Origin of the sequence: Moraxella sp. TY6, from assembly GCF_048551375.1 — a bacterium.
Lineage (GTDB): Bacteria > Pseudomonadota > Gammaproteobacteria > Pseudomonadales > Moraxellaceae > Faucicola.
Genome location: NZ_JBLYZJ010000005.1, coordinates 162,467 through 183,548, shown reverse-complemented (window position 1 = coordinate 183,548; position 21,082 = coordinate 162,467). Strand labels below are relative to the sequence as shown.

The 21,082-nt window shown below is 44.4% G+C and carries 17 protein-coding genes and 1 riboswitch; of the genes, 8 read left to right on the top strand and 9 right to left on the bottom strand.

Annotated elements, in window-relative coordinates; all coding sequences use genetic code 11:
- The first annotated feature begins 164 nt into the window (after positions 1-164).
- Both uvrC and ACK1U4_RS05670 read left to right on the top strand, forming a co-directional pair.
- Entirely contained in the window at positions 165-2,063 is a 1,899-nt protein-coding gene (gene uvrC / locus ACK1U4_RS05675) for an excinuclease ABC subunit UvrC (RefSeq protein ID WP_419401004.1), read from the top strand.
- Between the two features lie 3 nt (positions 2,064-2,066).
- Entirely contained in the window at positions 2,067-2,417 is a 351-nt protein-coding gene (locus ACK1U4_RS05670; protein ID WP_419401003.1) for a DMT family protein, read from the top strand.
- A gap of 80 nt (positions 2,418-2,497) precedes the next feature.
- On the opposite strand, the gene thiC is transcribed toward ACK1U4_RS05670, so the two are convergent.
- The 5 genes from thiC to lldP all read right to left on the bottom strand — a co-directional run bounded on the left by thiC (position 2,498) and on the right by lldP (position 9,685).
- Positions 2,498-4,531, bottom strand: a complete 2,034-nt coding sequence (gene thiC / locus ACK1U4_RS05665; RefSeq protein WP_419401002.1) for a phosphomethylpyrimidine synthase ThiC — start codon at positions 4,529-4,531, stop codon at positions 2,498-2,500.
- 69 nt (positions 4,532-4,600) lie between these two features.
- A riboswitch (TPP riboswitch) is annotated at positions 4,601-4,706 on the bottom strand.
- Between the two features lie 63 nt (positions 4,707-4,769).
- Positions 4,770-5,405 carry a hypothetical protein gene (locus ACK1U4_RS05660; protein WP_419401001.1) on the bottom strand — a complete coding sequence of 212 codons (636 nt, stop codon included), beginning with the start codon at positions 5,403-5,405 and terminating at the stop codon, positions 4,770-4,772.
- A gap of 419 nt (positions 5,406-5,824) precedes the next feature.
- The gene (gene lldD, locus ACK1U4_RS05655) at positions 5,825-6,967 is read right to left on the bottom strand and encodes an FMN-dependent L-lactate dehydrogenase LldD (protein ID WP_419401000.1); all 1,143 of its coding nucleotides are present in this window, start codon (positions 6,965-6,967) and stop codon (positions 5,825-5,827) included.
- A 25-nt stretch (positions 6,968-6,992) separates the two neighbouring features.
- Positions 6,993-7,784, bottom strand: coding sequence for an FCD domain-containing protein (locus ACK1U4_RS05650; protein WP_419401007.1), 792 nt, complete (start codon positions 7,782-7,784; stop codon positions 6,993-6,995).
- Between the two features lie 182 nt (positions 7,785-7,966).
- A complete protein-coding gene (lldP, locus tag ACK1U4_RS05645; protein WP_419400999.1) occupies positions 7,967-9,685 on the bottom strand; it encodes an L-lactate permease in 1,719 nt (572 codons plus the stop codon).
- Between the two features lie 441 nt (positions 9,686-10,126).
- Between lldP and ACK1U4_RS05640 the strand changes: the two genes are divergently transcribed.
- The 3 genes from ACK1U4_RS05640 (at position 10,127) to ACK1U4_RS05630 (ending at position 14,625) form a co-directional block, all read left to right on the top strand.
- Positions 10,127-11,446 (top strand): TolC family protein, encoded by a 1,320-nt coding sequence (locus ACK1U4_RS05640; protein ID WP_419400998.1) that lies wholly within the window; start codon positions 10,127-10,129, stop codon positions 11,444-11,446.
- A 191-nt stretch (positions 11,447-11,637) separates the two neighbouring features.
- Positions 11,638-13,053: an aspartate ammonia-lyase gene (gene aspA / locus ACK1U4_RS05635; RefSeq protein ID WP_419400997.1), complete on the top strand. Its 1,416-nt coding sequence runs from the start codon at positions 11,638-11,640 to the stop codon at positions 13,051-13,053.
- Between the two features lie 270 nt (positions 13,054-13,323).
- Positions 13,324-14,625: an anaerobic C4-dicarboxylate transporter gene (locus tag ACK1U4_RS05630; protein WP_419400996.1), complete on the top strand. Its 1,302-nt coding sequence runs from the start codon at positions 13,324-13,326 to the stop codon at positions 14,623-14,625.
- Between the two features lie 252 nt (positions 14,626-14,877).
- Here the strand turns inward: ACK1U4_RS05630 and pstS are convergent, their stop codons facing one another.
- Positions 14,878-15,882 (bottom strand): phosphate ABC transporter substrate-binding protein PstS, encoded by a 1,005-nt coding sequence (gene pstS / locus ACK1U4_RS05625; protein ID WP_419400995.1) that lies wholly within the window; start codon positions 15,880-15,882, stop codon positions 14,878-14,880.
- Positions 15,883-16,214: 332 nt separating this feature from the next.
- Between pstS and phoU the strand changes: the two genes are divergently transcribed.
- From phoU to ACK1U4_RS05610, 3 genes are all read left to right on the top strand, one after another.
- Complete coding sequence (gene phoU, locus ACK1U4_RS05620) at positions 16,215-17,018, top strand: phosphate signaling complex protein PhoU (RefSeq protein ID WP_419400994.1); 804 nt, start codon at positions 16,215-16,217, stop codon at positions 17,016-17,018.
- Between the two features lie 74 nt (positions 17,019-17,092).
- Positions 17,093-17,776, top strand: coding sequence for a phosphoglycolate phosphatase (locus ACK1U4_RS05615; RefSeq protein WP_419400993.1), 684 nt, complete (start codon positions 17,093-17,095; stop codon positions 17,774-17,776).
- Positions 17,777-17,796: 20 nt separating this feature from the next.
- Positions 17,797-18,096 (top strand): hypothetical protein, encoded by a 300-nt coding sequence (locus ACK1U4_RS05610; protein ID WP_419400992.1) that lies wholly within the window; start codon positions 17,797-17,799, stop codon positions 18,094-18,096.
- Positions 18,097-18,103: 7 nt separating this feature from the next.
- On the opposite strand, the gene ACK1U4_RS05605 is transcribed toward ACK1U4_RS05610, so the two are convergent.
- The 3 genes from ACK1U4_RS05605 to ACK1U4_RS05595 all read right to left on the bottom strand — a co-directional run bounded on the left by ACK1U4_RS05605 (position 18,104) and on the right by ACK1U4_RS05595 (position 21,081).
- Entirely contained in the window at positions 18,104-19,612 is a 1,509-nt protein-coding gene (locus tag ACK1U4_RS05605) for a YifB family Mg chelatase-like AAA ATPase (RefSeq protein WP_419400991.1), read from the bottom strand.
- Between the two features lie 78 nt (positions 19,613-19,690).
- A complete protein-coding gene (locus tag ACK1U4_RS05600; protein WP_419400990.1) occupies positions 19,691-20,350 on the bottom strand; it encodes a hypothetical protein in 660 nt (219 codons plus the stop codon).
- Positions 20,351-20,466: 116 nt separating this feature from the next.
- A complete protein-coding gene (locus tag ACK1U4_RS05595) occupies positions 20,467-21,081 on the bottom strand; it encodes a DNA glycosylase (RefSeq protein WP_419400989.1) in 615 nt (204 codons plus the stop codon).
- Position 21,082: the final 1 nt, after the last annotated feature.

Sequence of the window (21,082 nt, the reverse complement as noted above, 5' to 3'; positions counted from 1 at the left end):
GTGGTTCGCCCATGTGAGAGTAGGTCATCGTCAACACCCTCTTAAGTAAACCCCCACTCAGTCGAGTGGGGGTTTTTGCTTTTGCTGATTAATTGATTATTGGTGTTGAAATTGGCTTATATGAGCTTAATATAGAGTGAAAATCCCAATCCAGTAAAATAAAAATGCCCAATAACCAAATTCCTACCGTTGATTTATCTACCATAGATTTTAGCCTTAGTGATTCATCTAACAACCCTAATGCTAGCGACCGTAAAACTCGTCTTGAGCATTTGCTTAAACGCCTGCCTAATTTACCAGGGGTGTATAAAATGCTGGATAAAAAGGGTGAGATTATTTATGTGGGTAAGGCGAAGTCGCTCAAAAGTCGTGTGAATAGCTATTTTGCCAAGACCATCGACCATCCCAAAACTCGGGCATTGGTGCAACGGATTGATAATATTGATACTATTATCACTCGTTCAGAAACTGAAGCGTTATTGCTTGAGCAAAATCTGATTAAGCTACACCGCCCACCCTATAACGTGCTGTTGCGTGATGATAAATCTTATTTGTATGTGTTTATTTCTGCGGATAAGCCCTACCCACGGCTGGCGTATGGGCGTGGTAAAGGACAGCACCAAAAAGGAAAATTTTTTGGACCTTTTCCTTCAGCACATTCTGCCAAACAAACTTTATTAATCATGCAAAAAATGTTTATGGTGCGTCAATGTGCTAATCCGTTTTTTGCTCAACGTAAACGCCCTTGTCTTGAGTACCAAATCAAACGCTGTAAAGCCCCTTGTGTGGGGTTGGTGTCGCCAGAGGAATATGCCGAAGATGTGAATAATACTATTCGGTTTTTGAAGGGGGAAGCCACTGAGTTGCAAGCTACGTTGGTGCAGAAGATGGAACAATCCGCCAGTGACCTTGATTTTGAGCAAGCCGTGATGTACCGTGACCAGCTTGCCATGCTTCGAGAGGTGCAAGCCAAACAGGCGGTTTATACGGTGAAGGGCGAAGCTGACATTATTGCTATTGCCAGTCAAGCAGGGATTACGTGCGTTCATGTGATGAATGTACGAAATGGGCAGGTATTGGGTGGCAATAGTTATTTTCCTGATGTGAACAGTGATAATAGTTTGAGTGATAATTTATCCGAATTTGTCACGTCATTTTATTTTCAAGTTAGTGATGATTTGCCCGATGAGATTATTTTAAGCCATGATTTAACTGATAAAACAGCTATTACTGAGGCTTTAAGCGAAACTTTTGGCAAAAAAGTGATACTTAAAACCAGCGTGCGTGAACAGCGTGCCGAATGGCTGACTTTGACCGAGATGAATGCCAATAATGCGTTGCAAACCAAATTGGGTGATTATTTGGAGGTAAAATCACGTTTTGGGGCGTTGCACGGTGTGTTGGCGAATGTGTTACATGGTAAAACCCTTGACCGTATCGAGTGTTTTGACATTTCGCATACCATGGGAGAGGCGACCATTGCCAGTTGTGTGGTGGCGGACAGTGGCGGATTGCGTAAGCGAGATTATCGCCAGTACGCCATTCACGGTATCACAGGCGGTGATGATTATGGGGCGATGAAACAGGTGTTGACCAGACGCTACAGCAAGCACGCTTTGCCAGATTTATTGCTGATTGATGGCGGTAAAGGTCAACTTAATATGGCAAAAGAGGTGTTGACCGAACTTGGTATTTTGGAGCAAACTTTGCTTGTTGGGGTGGCAAAAGGTGAGGGGCGTAAGGCAGGGCTTGAAGTGTTGCATTTTATCAACCATGAACCGCTAGATTTGCCATCCGATAGCAAGGCATTGCATTTAATTATGCACATTCGTGATGAGGCTCACCGTTTTGCGATTACTGCCCATCGCAAAAAACGGGACAAACGCCGAGGCGGTTCGGTACTTGAGGCAATTCATGGGTTGGGGGAAAAGCGTCGTCGTGATTTGCTCAATCATTTTGGGGGTTTGCAACAACTGCTAGGGGCTTCTCAAGATGAGATTGAACAGGTCAATGGCATTGGTAAGGTGATGGCAAATACCATTTATAAAGTGTTGCATGGGTGATTTATGAATATCAATCCAATTTTTATCACGGTCGGGCTACTGATTTGTAGCAATATTTTTATGACTTTTGCGTGGTATGGTCATCTCAAAAATTTTAGCAATCAATCTTGGATAATTGCCGCCTTGGTAAGTTGGGGCATTGCGTTGTTTGAGTATTTGCTTCAAGTGCCTGCAAACCGCATTGGGCATACGGTGCTGAATGTGGGTCAGCTAAAAATTATGCAAGAGGTGATTACCCTGTGTGTGTTTGTGCCGTTTGCGGTGCTATACCTAAAAGAGCCGATTAAATTGGATTATCTTTGGGCAGGGCTGTGTTTAATGGGGGCGGTGTATTTTGTGTTTCGAGGGAATTAGAAAAAGGGCGTAATGGCTACACCCTTTTATTTTCAATAACCTTTCAAATAGGGCGTAATCAATACGCCCTTTTATCAAAATTAAACGGTTTTATACAGTTCTTTGCCTGTATCATGGAATTTTTGCTTCATTTGTTCCATACCGTCACGCACGGTATCAAAATCCGCTTCGCCCACTTTGCCAACTAGCTCGGTATCCACTTGTTTAATCAAATGGCTATCGTCTGCCAAATCGCCTGTATTGGGTGTGACTTCCAAAGCGTTTTCATCTTTGGCATATCCTAAGCCTTGAGCGTATTCACGCACGTTTTGGGTGATTTTCATGGAGCAGAATTTTGGGCCACACATTGAGCAGAAGTGAGCGGATTTGTGAGCATCTTTTGGCAAGGTTTCATCGTGGAACTCTCGTGCCGTATCTGGGTCGAGTGCCAAGTTAAATTGGTCTTCCCAACGGAATTCAAAGCGAGCCTTGGATAAGGCATTGTCCCTTGCTTGTGCCGATGGATGCCCTTTGGCAAGGTCGGCGGCGTGGGCAGCGATTTTGTAGGTGATGATACCGTCTTTGACGTCTTTTTTATTTGGTAAGCCTAGATGTTCTTTTGGTGTTACGTAGCACAGCATTGCTGTACCGTACCAACCAATCATCGCCGCCCCAATGGCACTGGTAATGTGGTCATATCCGGGGGCGATATCTGTGGTCAAAGGCCCGAGGGTGTAAAAAGGTGCTTCTTTACAGACATCGAGCTGTAAGTCCATATTTTCTTTGATGCGGTTCATGGCGACATGCCCCGGCCCTTCAATCATCACCTGTACGTCATGTTTCCAAGCAACTTGGGTCAGCTCGCCCAAGGTTTTGAGCTCGCCAAATTGAGCGTCATCGTTAGCATCTTGAATACAACCTGGACGCAAGCCGTCACCAAGGCTAAACGCCACATCATAGGCTTTCATAATGTCGCAAATGTCCTCAAAATGGGTGTAAAGGAAGTTTTCTTTATGGTGAGCCAAACACCATTGAGCCATAATCGAACCGCCTCGTGACACAATGCCTGTCAAGCGGTTGGCGGTCACAGGGACATAACGCAGTAGCACGCCAGCGTGAATGGTAAAGTAGTCCACGCCTTGCTCGGCTTGCTCAATCAAGGTATCGGCAAACAGCTCCCAAGTCAAATCTTCCGCCACGCCACCGACTTTTTCTAACGCTTGATAAATTGGCACAGTACCAATCGGCACAGGCGAATTGCGGATAATCCATTCACGGGTTTCATGGATATGCTTGCCTGTGGACAAGTCCATGATGGTATCCGCCCCCCAACGTGTTGCCCATGTCATCTTGGCGACTTCTTCGTCAATGCTTGAGCCAAGGGCAGAGTTACCGATATTGGCATTGATTTTCACCAAGAAATTACGCCCAATAATCATCGGCTCGGATTCTGGGTGATTGATGTTATTGGGAATAATCGCTCGCCCACTGGCGACTTCCGCTCGCACAAATTCTGGGGTAATCAGCTTGGGCGTATTTGCCCCAAAATTCATGCCCTCGTGCTGACGCATATCGGTGAGTTCGTGTTGGCGTTGGGTTTCACGAATGGCGATATATTCCATTTCTGGGGTGATAATGCCTTGTTTGGCGTAGTGCATTTGGGTGACGTTCTTGCCACTTAACGCTCGTCTTGGCTTGTCGATATGCCCAAAACGTAAATTGGCGGTGGCGATGTCATTGGCACGTTCAATGCCGTATTGGCTGGAGAGTTTGGCAAGTTTTTCGGTATCGCCACGCTCGGCAATCCAGTTTTCACGCAGTTTTGGCAAGCCTTTGGTAAGGTCAATATTGACATTGGGGTCGGTATAAACGCCAGAAGTGTCATACACATAAAATGGGGGGTTGTGTTCACCTTCCGCTTTACCGAAGCCCCCCACTGGCGTGTCGGTCAAGGTGATTTCACGCATGGGAACTTGGATGTCTGGGCGTGAGCCTTGAATATAGACTTTTTTTGAGGCAGGTAAAATGCGAGTGAGGTCTTGAGCCTCTTGCTCGTAGCGTGCGTCTGTGGGGTCACGGTCGGCAGGAGTTTGCGGTTTTGGGTTAGGAATGTCGGAGTTGGTGGGTTGGGTCATGGTGAGTCCTTTTCGGTTTAATGGATGGACTCGGGCGTGGCAGGCAGTTTTTGTCGTGAATACAAGAACTTAGCAAGCGGACGACTTCCCTACGATGATGTTAGTCATATCAGGTTCGACGGGTATTTCTCAGCTAAATTTTAAAAATAACGTGTTAGCACCCCGAGTCTTTATTGGGTTATCTTAACAAAAACCTGAGTATTTACATAGGATATTTTGAGATATGGGGCAAATTTATTTAACGGCAAAATTGATTGAGGGTATTTTCGTAATTGGCTTTGTTGGCAAGTCGGTTTTCAATCGTTTTGGGGTTGGGTAACGGCTTGTTGTTTTGTCGCCAATCAGTAATTTCTTGACTGTTAAAAACAGGTAAATGATTTGCAAAACACCAATCTTTGAGATAAGTAGAATCAGCAATGGAAAAGCCGTATTGTTGATTGTTTAAAATCAAAACGGTTGTTCGCCCATTTTTGCCATAAGACTGTTGCGAGCAACCGACAATCGCTTTGGCAGGAATATCAACATTGCCTGTCAAAAACCCTGCAACCCCATCAAAACGCAAGCGTATCGAATCATTGCTCACACCATATTTTGCAAAGTATCTTTCATTGCCAAATACTAATGGTTTAGGATAAAACTCAATACGTTTTTCATCGTTCATTTCAATTACTTTAGTGGATTTATCAAAGTTACCAAATACTTTTTGATAGCCAGTATAGTTTGTATAAATTTCTTTGGTAAATAATGCTGTAATTAAAACGGTGAAAATTACCATTTCAAATTTACTAAACCTATGCCATCGCCTACCAGTCGCTTTATTGTTTTTGCCAACCTCGACAAGCTTTGCATAGATTTTATCATTGAGTTTTGACATGGTAATACCACTCAAATATTAAACTTATTTTTATAAATTTTATACTAACACAATTTTATCATCTAACCACTGATTTTTTTACCGTTAAAAGGTATGGTAAGCACATACTCTAACCGATTACGCAACAGAACAATGTTACATTCTCATTTGAATATTAAAGATAGGACTTACGCATTTAACCAAATCGTAGGTTGGGTAGAGCTTGCGATACCCAACAATCTGAATGGTCTATGTTGGGTGTCATTCTTCCACCCAACCTACAAATAGCATTTTTGCGTAAGTCTTAAAAGACAATTTTTCGATTTTTAACGTTAAGTAGCTGAACAAATTTAAATTATAATCTAATTTTCCGTGGGTTACGCTTCGCTAACCCACCCTACGATATTGAATGTTATAAGATAATTTTGTTTAGGTACTTATTAAACTTGATAGTCAACAAGGCAATCACGATTAATTTGGTCAATACGATTGACACTGGTCAAGGTCATGGCAACACGCATTTCCTTTTCCATCAAATCCAATAAATTCGCCACGCCTGCTTCACCATCGGCCGCCAGTGCATACACAAACGCACGACCCAGCATACATAAATCTGCTCCCATCGCAATCATACGCACGACATCAAGACCGCTACGAATCCCTGAGTCGACCAAAATTTTGATATCCCCTTTGACCGCATCGGCGATATAGGGAAGGGCTTTGGCGGTTGATAGCACCCCATCCAATTGACGACCGCCATGATTGGACACCACAATACCATCCGCCCCAAATCGTACCGCATCTTTGGCATCTTCAGGGTCAAGAATCCCTTTGATGACCATCGGGCCTTCCCAAAAATCACGAATCCATTCTAGGTCTTTCCAAGAGATGGAAGGGTCAAAATTTGCACCAAGATAGCCGATATAGTCTTCCAAACCAATGGCTTTGCCAAGGTATTTTGAGATGTTACCAAGGTCATGGGGGCGACCTAATAGCCCAACGTTCATCGCCCAATGTGGGTGGGTGCAAGATTGTAGGTAACGGCGAAAGGCAGCGTTTGGGCCACTCATGCCTGAGTGAGCGTCACGGTATCTTGCCCCCGGTGTTGGCATATCGACTGTAAACACAAGGGTCGAACAACCAGCATCTTTGGCACGTTGTAGCACGTTTTTCATAAACTCACGGTCTTTTAGCACGTATAGCTGAAACCACATTGGGCGACTGAGTTTGGGGGCGACTTCTTCGATAGGGCAAACAGACACGGTGGACATGGTGAAAGGGATGCCTTTTTTGTCGGCGGCTAAGGCTGCCTGTACTTCGCCACGGCGTGCATACATGCCTGTTAAACCAACAGGAGAAAGGGCGATGGGTAGGCTTAATTTTTCACCAAAAATTTCGGTGGATAAGTCCAGCGATGACATGTCGTTAAGGACACGTTGGCGTAATGCAATTTCGGACAAATCTTCGACATTGCGTTTTAGGGTGTGTTCGGCATACGCACCGCCATCAATATAATGAAATAGAAACGGCGGTAAACGGCGGCGTGCGGCTTCACGGTAATCATTGGTAGAAGAAATAATCATAAGGGTATGTCCTAATTGTGGAAATTTAGGGGGAATCGTTGAGTGTCAACCGCATTGAACGCTGTAATCTGGCTTCATTGGCATCAATTTGGCTGACTTGCTCGATGACAAACTGAATATGGTCACCCACTGCCATGCGTGCCAGTTCCGCATCGTGTTTGCTAATCGCCTGTAGGATGGCGTGATGTTGGGCATGTAGGGTGTCAAAACCATAGGTGGCGGTATACAGTTTTCGCCGAGCCAATACCACATTGTGTTGTAGCAGATGAAAGACATTTTTCATCATTTGTAATAGCACCACGTTATGTGAGGCTTCTGCGATGGCTAAATGAAAATTTGAGTCTGCGACAGAGGCTTGAGCGGTATCACCGTGGGCTTGATGCTCGCTTAATAGGTCATAATAATGGTGAATTTTATCAATATCACTACGGGTGGCTCGCATGGCGGCATACCATGCTGTCCCACCTTCTAGGATAATACGAGCTTCCTGCACATCGACACGGTATAACGGGTCTTCATCCAGTAAGGGCAATAACGTATCAGCAATCAAGCTATTGACACTTCTTGACCATGCTGGGGTTAGTAAATTGGCATTGGATTGCTTGATATCTTTGCCGATATCAAGCTTGTCATGGTTTAGGATAAATGTGCCTGAGCCTTTACGGCTTTGGGTAATGCCCCAAGTATTGAGCTGTTGTATCGCTTCACGTAATGCCGTACGTGATATACCCAACTGCTCGCATAGCTTACGTTCGGCAGGTAGTCTATCACCATTGGCGAGGTTGGCGTGGTATAAAAAATCCAATAATCGCTCAATACTTGGTTTTGCACCATAACCTGTATTGACCTCTGGTACTTGCACATCATCACTTTGCAAAATCGTTTCACTCCATTGTATAGTGAATTAAATTAAGAATAATATTTTGAGCGGTTGGGCGTATGCAATACGCCCCTACAAAAAATGCTCTTATTTCTAATTTAAACGACTATATTAACGCATTATTTCACCATCGGAATCATCCAAGGCACAACATAAGCTTGTAGGGTAATGATAATACCCATCATAATGGTGAAGATAATACTATGTTTGACGGTAAAGCGGAACAAATCTGATTCTTTACCGACCAATCCAGTCGCCGCACAAGCAATTGCAATTGACTGTGGTGAAATCATTTTACCAGTTACCCCACCTGATGTATTGGCTGCCACCAATAACACATCGGATACACCAATTTGGTGAGCGGTGGTGGCTTGCAATGAAGCAAACAACGCATTGGCAGAGGTATCTGAGCCTGTTAAGAACACACCCAACCACCCCAAGAAAGGTGAGAAGAACGTGAACGCCTTGCCTGTATGTGCCAACGCCAATGCCAACGTAGCCGATAAGCCAGAATAGTTGGCGATAAATGCAAATGCCAATACCATCCCAATCGAGTAAATTGGGGTTTTTAGCTCTTTTAAGGTTTCAGCAAACGTGGCGACTGCATCTTTTGGACGCATTTTTAGCATGATAATGGTGATAATCGCTGCCAAGAAAATCGCTGTGCCTGTGGCAGAAAACCAGTCAAATTTATACACAGCGGCATAGTCGGTGACTTTTTTGACCACAGGGGGCAGTTTTTGAACCATATTATGCAAAAATGGCACATTGATATTAAACACCATATCCACCAACGCACCATCAGGATGACCATCTTTACCTTTGGCAAACAGGTCTTTGAATGTCTTAATACTCCACAACGAAACAATGGCTGTCAAAATCGCAAATGGCATCCAAGCTTTGATAATTTGCCCTTTTGTCAGATTTTGGTTTGACACAGGTGAGCCAGTGGCAAGGGTCGTTGAGGTATCACCGCCAAACTGGGCTTTTTTACCTGTTTGATTCTCAAAACGGAAAATATGTTTGGGTTGCCATACCTTAAACAACAGGGTCAAGCTGACCAAAGAGGCAATCGCTGCGGTAATATCTGGCAATTCTGGACCGACATAATTGGACGTTAAAAATTGGGCTAACGCAAATGAGCCACCACCCACCACAATCGCAGGGAAGGTTTCTTTGACACCACGCCAACCATCCATAATCGCCATAATCCAAATCAGCACAATCGGCACCATAAAGGGCAACTGACGACCGACCATTTGGCTAATTGCATGGGTTTCCACGCCTGATACCTGACCTGCCACGATGATAGGAATCCCCATCGCACCGAATGCCACAGGTGCGGTATTGACAATCAAACAAAGCCCTGCTGCGTATAATGGCTTAAACCCAAGCCCCACAAGTAAGGCAGCGGTAATCGCCACAGGTGCACCAAAACCTGCTGCCCCCTCAAGAAACGTACCAAACGCAAAGCCGACCAATAACATCTGCAAACGTTGGTCTTCGGTAATGGATAAAATACTGGAGCGGATAATGTCAAATTGACCTGTCTTGACGGTGACCTTGTACAAAAATACCGCACCAATGATAATCCAAGCAATCGGCCACAAGCCATAAAAAAAGCCATACACCGCTGAAGCGAAAGCCATTTGGGCAGGCATTTGATAGCCAAATAAGGCAACCAATAACGCCAAAATAACCGTAATTGTACCAGCGACACTACCCTTGAGGCGGAACACTGCCAAAGCTAAAAAGAAAAAAATGATAGGAATTAAAGCGACCGCACTTGAGAGCCAAATGTTGCCCATCGGGTCATAGTTCTGTTGCCATTGGGGCATAGAAATCCTCCTTGAAACTAAAATTGGTATGACCAATTTTGATTAAGACGAAAATTTGCTGACAATAATTTGTTTTTGATGCGATAAGTCGCTCAAAATCTTCGCAAGATTATCATCAAGTCCATACATAAGCGTGTTTTATATCACGCAATCATTGAGCAAAGTCACAATTTTAACTGAAGAAGTATTGAATTGACAATGAATTTTTAATAAAAATTAAGTATTTGGTGATAACAAAGGCAAATTTGCCGATAATAAAAATTGGTATTACCGAAATTAAAAACATAAGTTTTATATTGATGGGTTTTGTCTATGGTGTAAGAAGTAATTATTTATTTTAATTTCGGATGAACTATACATGAACCCATCCATCAAAAAAGCCATGTATTTTTACCCATTTCTCGTTATGATAAGCAATCACATTTTGAGCTGTTAACACTGATGATGAAAAAATCCCATTTATTCAAAGTCTGCGTAGCATTGAGTTTATACTTGTCGCAATCGAGCCACGCCCAGGACTTGTTTGACCTCTACCAAACTGCCCAACGCACCAACGCTAACTGGGCAGGGCAACAATACGACTACCTTGCTAACCAAAAAAACCTCGACTTTGCCAAAGGCGACTTATTCCCCCAAGTCGGCTTGCAGGGCAGTGTCAAACGTAACCACTTCTATCCCAGTGATGACGCAACCCCAGACGCAGGCAACGGCGTGGCTCAACTCGGTATCGGCTTTCGCCAAGCCCTATGGCGTGCCGACAAATGGGCAACCTATGAGAAAGCCCAACTTGCCGACCAAGCCAATGACTTGCAATTATTGCAACAACATCAGCAACTGACCGAACAAGTCATCAAAGCCTATCTTGGGGCATTGCAAGCCGAGGCGATGACCGACAGCCTCAATGCCGAATACACCGCCATCAAAGCCCAAGATGCCATGATGCAAGCCCGTTTACAGCAGGGCGTGGTCGCTCGGGTCGATACCGAAGAAACACGGGCAAGGCTAGAAAGCGTCAGAGCGTTGCTTGCCAATAACGAAATCGCCATCACCACTGCCAAGCAACAATTGTCACTGTTGACAGGGCAAGCGGTTGATAAATTGGATAGTTTGGCACAGCCGTTTAACAGCGAATTGGTGAGTAGCAAAAGCATTGATGACTGGCTACGACTGGCTCAACAGCAAAACCTTGACATTCAACTTGCCCAAACCAAACTGGCGATTGCCAATAAACAAGTGGATTTTTTGAAGTCCAATCTATACCCCAGAGTGGATTTTGTTGGCAATGTTGGTTGGCAAAATAACACCAACGACAGTCCGATGAATGCGGATGGCACGAATTATAGCCTTGGGGTCGAGCTAGAAATGCCCCTTTATACAGGCGGACGCACGCTCAAAGGCTTACAGCAGGGTACATTGCAGGCTCAAGCCGATGAAAGCCGACTACGCTTTGCTTATCAAGCGGTAATGACTCAAACCAGTCAAGCCTACCTCAAGCTGATGGGACAAAAAGCCACCATCACCGCCCAACAAACTGCCGTACAAGCCAATGCCAAAGTCGCCCAAGCCTCAAAAGTCGGTTATGACTTGGGCGTGCGGTCGATGGTCGATACCTTGCTTGCCGAGCGTCAATATCATGCAAGCCAACGAGAATTGATTAATGCGTATTTTGAATATTTGAATGCGTATGTGGACTTGCAAAAAGCCACAGGCACGCTGGGGGAAGATACGGTAAGGAAAATTGATGGGTTATTGGTGAATTGATTGTTTTAAAAGGACATTTAACAAATTCATTATCCGCTATTTTGGTGAGTTTGGCAAACCAAAATTTTGTATGAGTCGACTATATTTTGTCATAAAAGTGGTAGAAAACAGTTGTATACTAGTTATGTTGTTAATTTTGATGCAACATTTTGATATGTAACACTTTCATACAAAAATATAGAGGTACTACAATGACAACCACTCGCCAAGAACATGATTTATTAGGTTATAAAGATGTCCCCGCTGATGCGTATTACGGTATTCAAACCTTGCGGGCGTATGAGAACTTTGAGATTACAGGGGTTCGACTCAAACAATTTTCTACCTTTATCGAAGCCTTTGCCACCGTTAAAAAAGCGGCTGCCATTGCCAATCACCAAGTTGGGGTGCTAAAAGCCGAGCATAAAGATGCCATTGTGCAAGCCTGTGATGAGCTGATTGCAGGCAAATTACACGACGAATTTATTGTCGATATGTTCCAAGGTGGGGCAGGTACATCGACCAATATGAATGCCAATGAGGTGATTACCAATCGTGGCTTAGAGCTGATGGGTCACCAAAAAGGCGAATACCAATACCTTCACCCCAACAACCACACCAACTGTTCACAATCTACCAATGACGCTTATCCTACCGCTTTGCATGTGGCGTTGGATGGTTATTGCGAGCGGTTACTTGCCAAAATGCAAGTATTGAAAGACAGCTTTAGCAATAAAGCCAATCAATTGGGTGATAATCTCAAAATGGGACGTACCCATTTGCAAGATGCTGTACCGATGACTGCTTGGCAAGAGTTTAATTCGTTTGCCACCATGATTGAAAAAGAAATGCAACGCATTAACCGTACTCGTGAATCCTTGTATGAAATCAACATGGGAGCGACAGCGATTGGGACAGGATTAAACGCCCCTGTCGGCTATCCAGAAGCCTGTGCCAAAGCATTGGCAGAACTAACTAGCAAACCTTACCACACTGCTGAAGATTTGGTGCAAGCCACCCAAGATACCAGTGCGTATGTGGCATTGTCAGGCAATTTACGTCTATTGGCGGCTCGTTTATCAAAAATCGCCAATGATATCCGCCTTGAAGCGTCTGGCCCTCGTGCAGGGTTGGCTCAATATCGCTTACCAGAGATGCAACCTGGTAGCTCGATTATGCCCGGTAAAGTCAATCCTGTGATTCCAGAAGTAGTCAACCAAGCCTGTTTTCATGTCATGGGCATTGACCATGCCATCACCATGGCATCAGAAGCAGGACAGCTACAGCTCAATGTTTTTGAGCCTGTGATTGCGTTTAACTTATTTACAGGTTTGACCATGCTTGCTCATATCTGTGAAACCTTTGCCACACGTTGTATTGATGGCATCGAGATGAATGTTGAACACTGCCGTGAGCAAGTATTAAGCAATATTGGTTTGGTCACTGCCCTTAATCCACATATCGGCTATGAAGCCTCAAGCCATGTCGCACGCAAAGCCCTACAAACCAAAGGCAGTGTGTATGATATCGTCCTAGAAGAAGGCTTGCTAGATAAAGCCGAACTTGAGCGTATCATCTCGCCTGAAAATATGGTCTATCCATTGGGTAAACCCAAAAATCATCCATAAATCGTCTATCTTAGGATTGGTGAAAACATAGGATTTGTAGGTTGGTGGAGATAGTCTAAATTCCAACCAACCTACGATACCTTATAATTTGTCAGCCCTAAAAATAAAAATAGTGTGACTTACGCAAATTATAATTTTATTTCTCTGAATAAAGACGCTAGACCCCTGTATTCACAGGGGTGACGAGTAGTTACAATGCTTCCGTCATTCCTGCGAAGGCAGGAATCTAGTGTCTTATGCGTAAGCCTTAAAATAGGATAGGAGGAAAATATGTGGATTATTCAATTATTTGTCGTGCTACTTGCCATCTATATTGGCTCAAGACTGGGTTCAATCGCCATCGGTTATGCAGGTGGCTTGGGGGTGTTGGTACTTTGTTTATTATTGGGTATGAAACCCGGTAACATTCCCATTGACGTGATTATGATTATCATGTCGGTGATTTCTGCCATCGCTGCCATGCAAATGGCAGGCGGATTGGATTATATGGTGAAAGTTGCCGAAAAATTCTTACGCAAACACCCCAAACAAATCACCTTTCTTGCACCAATGGTCACTTACTTGATGACAATTTTGGCAGGGACAGGGCATACCGCTTATTCGACTTTGCCAGTCATCGCTGAAGTTGCCAAAGAGCAGGGTATTCGCCCCTCACGCCCATTATCGATTGCGGTGGTAGCTTCCCAAATTGCCATTACCGCTTCGCCGATTTCGGCAGCCGTGGTGTTTGTCAGTGGGGCATTAGAAAAACAAGGCGTGGGCTACCTTGAGTTATTAGCCATTGCCATTCCCACCACCTTTGTGGCGTGTATGTTGACGGCAGTATTATGTAATTTTATGGGTAAAGAACTCAAAGATGACCCCGTGTATCAACAACGTTTAAAAGATGGGCTAGTCACATTGCGTGGTGAGCAGGAAGTTGAAATCAAGCCTTTTGCCAAACAATCGGTATGGATTTTTCTTGTTACCATCGTGGCAGTGGTGATTTATGCTACCTTAATCAGTGATAAAGTGGGCATTATCAAAAACCCGACTTTGCCTCGTAATGAAGCGATTATGACCTTTATGCTGGCAGCCGCCACGCTGATTGCATGGTTTGGCAAACTTAACACCAACAATATTTTAAACGCCCCTACCTTTAAATCAGGGATGAGTGCGTGTATTTGTGTGTTGGGCGTAGCATGGTTGGGCGACACCTTTGTCAGTGGGCATTTGGATGCCATCAAAGCCTTTGCTAGCTCTTTGCTTGACCAGTACCCTTGGATGTTGGCAGTGACGTTCTTTTTTGCCAGTATGCTGTTGTATTCGCAAGCCGCCACCGCCAAAGCCTTGTTACCTGCAGCCTTGGCATTGGGCGTTAGTCCATTGACAGCGATTGCGTCATTTCCTGCGGTGAGTGCGTTGTTTGTGTTGCCGACTTATCCGACTTTGCTCGCAGCGGTCGAGATGGATGATACAGGCTCAACACGGATTGGTAATTTTGTGTTTAACCACCCATTTTTAATTCCCGGTACAGTCGCCATTGTGTTAAGTGTTATCTTTGGTTTTGTGGTGGGTAGTGTGGTGTTGTAATTCGTTAACATAGTACATTGCTATTTTTTAAATCTCCCCCAACCCCCTCTTTACAAAAGAGGGGGCTATTTTTTGCATAAACTTGTTCAGTTGCTTATGACCAAAAAAAATCCCTAATTTACATTAAGGATTTTTTATGTCTTGTAGGTTGGGTTGAGTTTGTTAAACCCAACATTATCAATATCAATCATTGGTGCTGGGTGTCATACTTCCACCCAACCTACGCAAATACAATCTGTATGATAGGTTGTATTATTTGATTTTTGCCCATTCTTTACGAACAGCAGCTTTGGTTGATTCTGGTAGTGGTACGTAGTCAAGGGCAGCGGCTTGACCGTTACCGTTGGTGTATGCCCAGTCAAAGAATTTAACAGCATCTTTGGCTTTTGCACCGCCAGTACGTGGAATCAATACAAAGGTAGCGGCTGAGATTGGCCATGCGTTAGCGGCTGGCATGTTGGTGATGGTCACTGCAAAGCCTGGGTAGCTTGCCCAGTTGATGTTACCAGCAGCAGCAAAGGTAGAATCGTCTGGTTGTACGAATTTGCCAGCACGGTTTTGTAGTTGAACGTGAGCCAATTTGTTTTGTTTGGCATACGCATATTCAACATAACCGATTGAGTTGGCAACACGTTGGACGTTGCTTGATACGCCTTCGTTACCTTTACCACCCACGCTTGATGCTGAGTTTGGCCATTTAACGGTTTTATCTGCACCAACACGACCTTTCCACTCGCCAGATACTTGGCTTAGGTAAGTGGTGAAAACGTGGGTCGTACCTGAACCGTCTGAACGGTTAACGGTGGTGATTTTACCAGCAGGTAGGTTGATGGTTGGGTTTAATGCTTTGATTTTGGCATCGTTCCACTGAGTGATTTTGCCCATGTAGATGTCAGCTAGCAATGCACCAGATAATTTTAATTGACCTGCACCAACACCAGCGATGTTTACGACTGGTACAACACCACCAATCACGGTTGGGAACTGTACTAGACCGCTTGAGTTTAGCTCGGCTGGGCTAAGTGGGGCATCCGTTGCACCGAAATCTACGGTTTTGGCTTGGATTTGTTTGATACCGCCAGAAGAACCGATACCTTGGTAGTTAACTTGGTTACCAGTGGCTTTTTGGTATTCGCTAGCCCATTTTGAGTAGATAGGCTGTGGGAAAGTTGCACCTGCCCCTGTGACATTGACGGCTAAGGCTTGTGAACCAACAATGGCGAATGCAACGCTTGCAATAAGTTGAGTAACTTTCATAACATTTCCTTGGAGTAGAAATTACGCTAGAATGGCAAAATAGCAAGCCAGCGGTGGGCGTTGTTTTTTAACTGCCCCAAATGCCAACACGCTATCTGATTGATGACGAGATAAACCCAAAAACTGTCGTATGACAAAATTTTTCCTATAATAATGTAACAAAATGTCAATATTGTGACATTTGTGTTAAATAAATATGACAAATAAAAGTTTGGTTTTGCTGATTTGCTAGCATTTCATCATTTTGTCGCAATTCAGTGATATAGTAAGATAACCAAAATTTTGGCAATTTATTTATCTCAATTGTTAGCAAATTATGAATGGAGTAGAACATGAATCTAATTGGTGAGCATTTATCAAAAAGTTATGACCAAGATTTACAAAGCTTGATGAATCATTTTTTACATATGGGTGGCATGGCGGAAGCTAATTTGGTGGGGGCGAATCAAGCCTTACAAAATAGCGATTTACAGTTGGCAGAGCGTATTATTGAAGCCGACCGTGACATCAATCTAAAAGAGCAAGAGTTGGATGATATGGTGGTCAAAGTCTTGGCACGCCGTCAGCCTGCCGCCACGGATTTGCGTCTGATTATGGCGATTAGTAAATGTGGTGTGGATATCGAGCGTATTGGGGACGAAGCCAAAAAAATTGCCAAAATGGTACGCCGTATTAGCCGTGATGGTCAGTTACCGATTGGTTATCATGAAGCCCATCAAATGGGGTTATTCGTTCAGCAGATGCTCAAAAATGCCCTTGAAGCTTTTGCAAAATTTGATACTCAGCAGGCTTATCAAGCCATCAAACAAGATGATGAAATTGATGCCATGTATAAATCATCTAGCCGTGCGGTTTTGACTTATGTGATGGAAGATGGGCGTTATGTTGCCAAAGTCATTGATGTGATGTGGGTGCTACGGTCATTGGAGCGTATTGGGGCTCATGCACGCAATATCGCTGAACAGCTAATTTTCTGTATCACTGGCGAAGACGTGCGTTATCAAAAATCGCTAAAAGCCAAAGAAGTGGTCAGTGAGTTTGAAAGCACACACCCTCAGCTTCTCGTGAATCACCCATATCACCATGAAGGTGAGCTATCTACGGACAGTCAAATTGACGATAATGTGAATCCTTAATGCTACTATAGGGCTATTGGCAAGTGTGCCAAGCTCTGCTACACTCAAAGTTTTATGACTTTGGGTGTTTTTTTATGCAAAAAATGCAAAAATCCCTGCTGATTTTTGACCTTGATGGCACATTGATTGATAGTGTGCCAGACCTTGCTCATGCGGTGAATCTGACCTTGCAAGACCTTGAGCGTCCGACCTTTGAGCTAGCCACGATTCGGCATTGGGTTGGCAACGGGGCAACGGTGCTGATTCAGAGAGCCTTGTCTGGCTCAAGTACGATACGGGCTGATTTAGCCCCAAATCTAGTCGAACAGGCATTGGCACGGTTTTTGGAGCATTATCGTGAGCATACCTGTGAGCAAACCCAAGCCTATCAAGGGGTTAGCGAGGGGCTTAGTCAGCTTAAAAATGCAGGCTATACCCTTGCTATCGTCACCAATAAACCCTATGAATTTGTTCCTACCATTGTCGCTAATATGGGCTGGCAGTCGCTATTTAGCTTGATTTTGGGTGGGGATAGTTTGGCGGTAAAAAAACCCGACCCTGCACCGTTATTGACCGTGTGTGAAAAATTGGGGTTTGCCCCCATACAGAGCTATATGATTGGTGATTCCAAAAACGATATCTTAGCAGGGCAAAACGCCCAAATGGACACCCTTGGGCTGTCGTATGGCTATAATTATGGGCAAGATATCCGAGATTTTCAGCCAACCCATACCTTTGACACCTTTACTCAATTAACCGATTTTTTGCTTGATAAATAAACCCCCAATAAGGTCAATATATGTCCGATAATCCTTTACCCAATAACCGTATGAAAATCAAAGTCATTACCCTTGATGAATTGGCAAATTTGACCAAACGTCTGCATAAAGTCACCAATTTTTATTTTATGGGAGCGGTGATGTGTATGCTGGCAGGGGTGCATTATGCCAGTTTGGGCAGTGAGCTGTTACCCAAAATTTTTGTGGGATTGGTCGTGATGACATTATGTATGACGATTTTAAGCTACCGTGCCAATAGCCGTCTGAATCAAGTGCTTGAATTGGTAAATAAAAATAAAGGCAAATCGCCGAAGCGTTGATGCAGGATTAAGCATTCAGCAACTGACTTCGATAGCTTAACGCTTCGGTCAAATGGGGTGTTTGAATGTCTTCATTACCTGCCAAATCCGCAATGGTACGAGCCACTCGAAGCACTCGATGATAGCCACGAGCCGATAGATTTAGCCGACTTTGAGCCATTGCCAAAATGCGACTTTCCGCCTCACCCAACTTGGCAAATCTATCTAACTCACTGGGCGATAGCTCATTATTGGCTTTGCCTTGGCGTGTGTGCTGACGCTCAAAGGCTTGCACCACACGCTCACGCACCACGCTTGAGGACTCGCCAAGCTGTGCCGACTGCAAATCACTGGCAGGCAACGCAGGCACAGTCACATGTAAGTCAATACGGTCAAGTAGAGGCCCTGACAGCTTTTCTTGATAGCGTTTGATTTGTTCTGGGCGACATTGGCATTTTCGTGATTTATCGACCCTACTGATATCGCCATAATACCCACACGGACACGGATTCATTGCTCCAATGAGTTGAAAATTGGCAGGAAACTCAGTTTGGGCATTGGCTCGGCTAATGACGATTTTTTTGTTTTCGATGGGCTGTCGTAATACTTCCAACACCTTTCTATCAAACTCTGGAATTTCATCGAGAAATAATACACCATGATTAGCAAGGGTAATTTCTCCGGGTTTGGGCGATGAGCCACCACCCACCAAAGCCACTGCTGATGTGGTGTGATGCACTTGACGAAAGGGGCGTGTACCGTAGTCATAGTCAGTATTGGCAATCGAATAAATACTGGCGACTTCCAATGCCTCATTGTCAGTCAATGGCGGTAAAATCGTGGGTAGGCGTGATGCCATCAAGGTTTTGCCTGTGCCGGGTGAGCCACAAAATAGCAATGAATGTCCGCCTGCTGCCGCAATTTCTAACGCACGTCTGGCTTGGTGTTGTCCTTTGACATCCGCCAAATCCACGGTATAGCCTTGCGTGCGGTATTGGGCTTTGGTAATCGCAAAATCCAACGCTTGTTCACCTTGTAAATGTTGGCAAACCGCCTTGAGGTTGTCAGCTTGTAGCACGTTGACCCCCTCGACTTTGACCGCTTCACTGGCATTATCTTTGGGGACAATCAGCGTGCGTTGGTCGGATTTTAGCGCCCTTGACACCGCCAACGCTCCTGCGATGGGTCGTAAATCGCCATTTAACGCCAATTCACCGATAAATTCATACTCACTTAACTGGCTGTCATCGACTTGACCGCTCGCCACCAAAATGCCAATGGCTATGGGCAAATCTAGTCTTGCACCGTCTTTGGGCAAGTCAGCAGGGGCGAGGTTGATGGTCAATCTGCGATTGGGAAATTGAAAGCCACTGTTGATAATCGCCGAGCGAACTCGGTCTTTGCTTTCACGCACGGCAGTTTCGGGCAATCCCACGATGGTGACGGCAGGCAAGCCTTGCGAAAGATGAACTTCGACAATCACACTGGGGGCGTTTAACCCCACCACTGAGCGAGTGTAAACTTGGGCAAATGACACGGTTAAATCCTTTTAAGGGTGTTTGTAGTTCGGTTAAATTTGGATAAATTGATGGTTGATTTTACGCATTTTTACCCATTAACCATCACTCGCTCGTTGCATTAAAATCAAGGTCAGCAATGACAATGCAATCAACTCGCTATCTCGTTGATTGACCTTTTGCGAGGCACGGATTTCATACTTACCTTCCCACAACGCAGGCAATTTTTTCATCGTGGCGACCTCATCACCGCCGATGGTCGTCACCTCATAGGTTGGGTTTAAAAAATATCCGCTGAGCATACTCAAAATATCGCCTATCACAGGAATCATACCCAATAATCCCTCGAGAAACTGAGCCATGGGGTTTTGTAATCGGATAAAAAAGCGAGTGCCAGAATCGTCAAGAATTTCAAATTCGGTTCGCCAAAGTGACTTCATACCGTGCTGTTTGGTGCGTCCAATCAGCCCATCACGTACCGAGCCAAAATGATAATTGGCACTAAAATCAATCACACGGTCAGCACTGATTTTATAGCGTAAATTGGTCTTGGTGCTATCACTATATACTTCGATGGCTTCTTTGAGTTTAAACAATTTTTGTTTGATAAAGCCGACTTCTTTACCTTGCAAATCATACAAATAAAACTGCGGTGCAAGGGCAATCAATTTCATCGTGACATTGAGATTGAGCGGTAATGACTGAAAGCCTGTTTCTTGTAAGGAGGCAGTCGGAGCGGTGTAAGGATTATGATTCATGGGGGCATCCTGTTTTTGTTTTTCTTATATAGTGAATTAAATCAGAGATGACACTTTGAAATTTTGGGCGTATGCAATACGCCCCTACAAAACTGTCTTATTTCTAGTTTAAACAACTATAATAACCCAGCCAACTCAAAAAAAGTACGGTACGCCTCAACTTTTTTATCAAATTTTAGCGGATAGGCTCGTGATGAGGATGGCAAGCGATACACGCCCAACTCACGCCCTGCGACAGTGACGCTGATGGCTTGATTGGTTTTGGGGACTTTGTGGGGTTTTTCACCTTCGTGTAACGTGGCATTGATGACTTCGATTAATACTTCGGTCGCCTTGCCTCCTGTGGTAAACAGCCATTTGACTTGTGGCACTTTGGCTAACGCTTCGGTAAGGTTCACCGTTGACACCACGGTGAGATGTTCGTCTGAGGCGTTGCCATGTTCACGAATGATTTGGGTGACACTGGGCAATTCGCCAAGACCTTTTTGGGTCAAAAATACTTTGATTTTATCAGCGTCAAAGCGTTTTTCATCACCTATTCGGAAGTGGTCAACATCGTCAAAAAATACTTTGCCATAAATCCGCCACATATCGTTATAGAAGTTGGGGTAGTGAAATGCCATGCACCATTTGTCTTGGGTGGGGGGCATTGTTCCCATCATCAGGGCGGTGGCGTTGGGGGGTAAAAATTCACCAAAGGGGTGGGTTTCAATGGGGTGGTTGTTTGACATT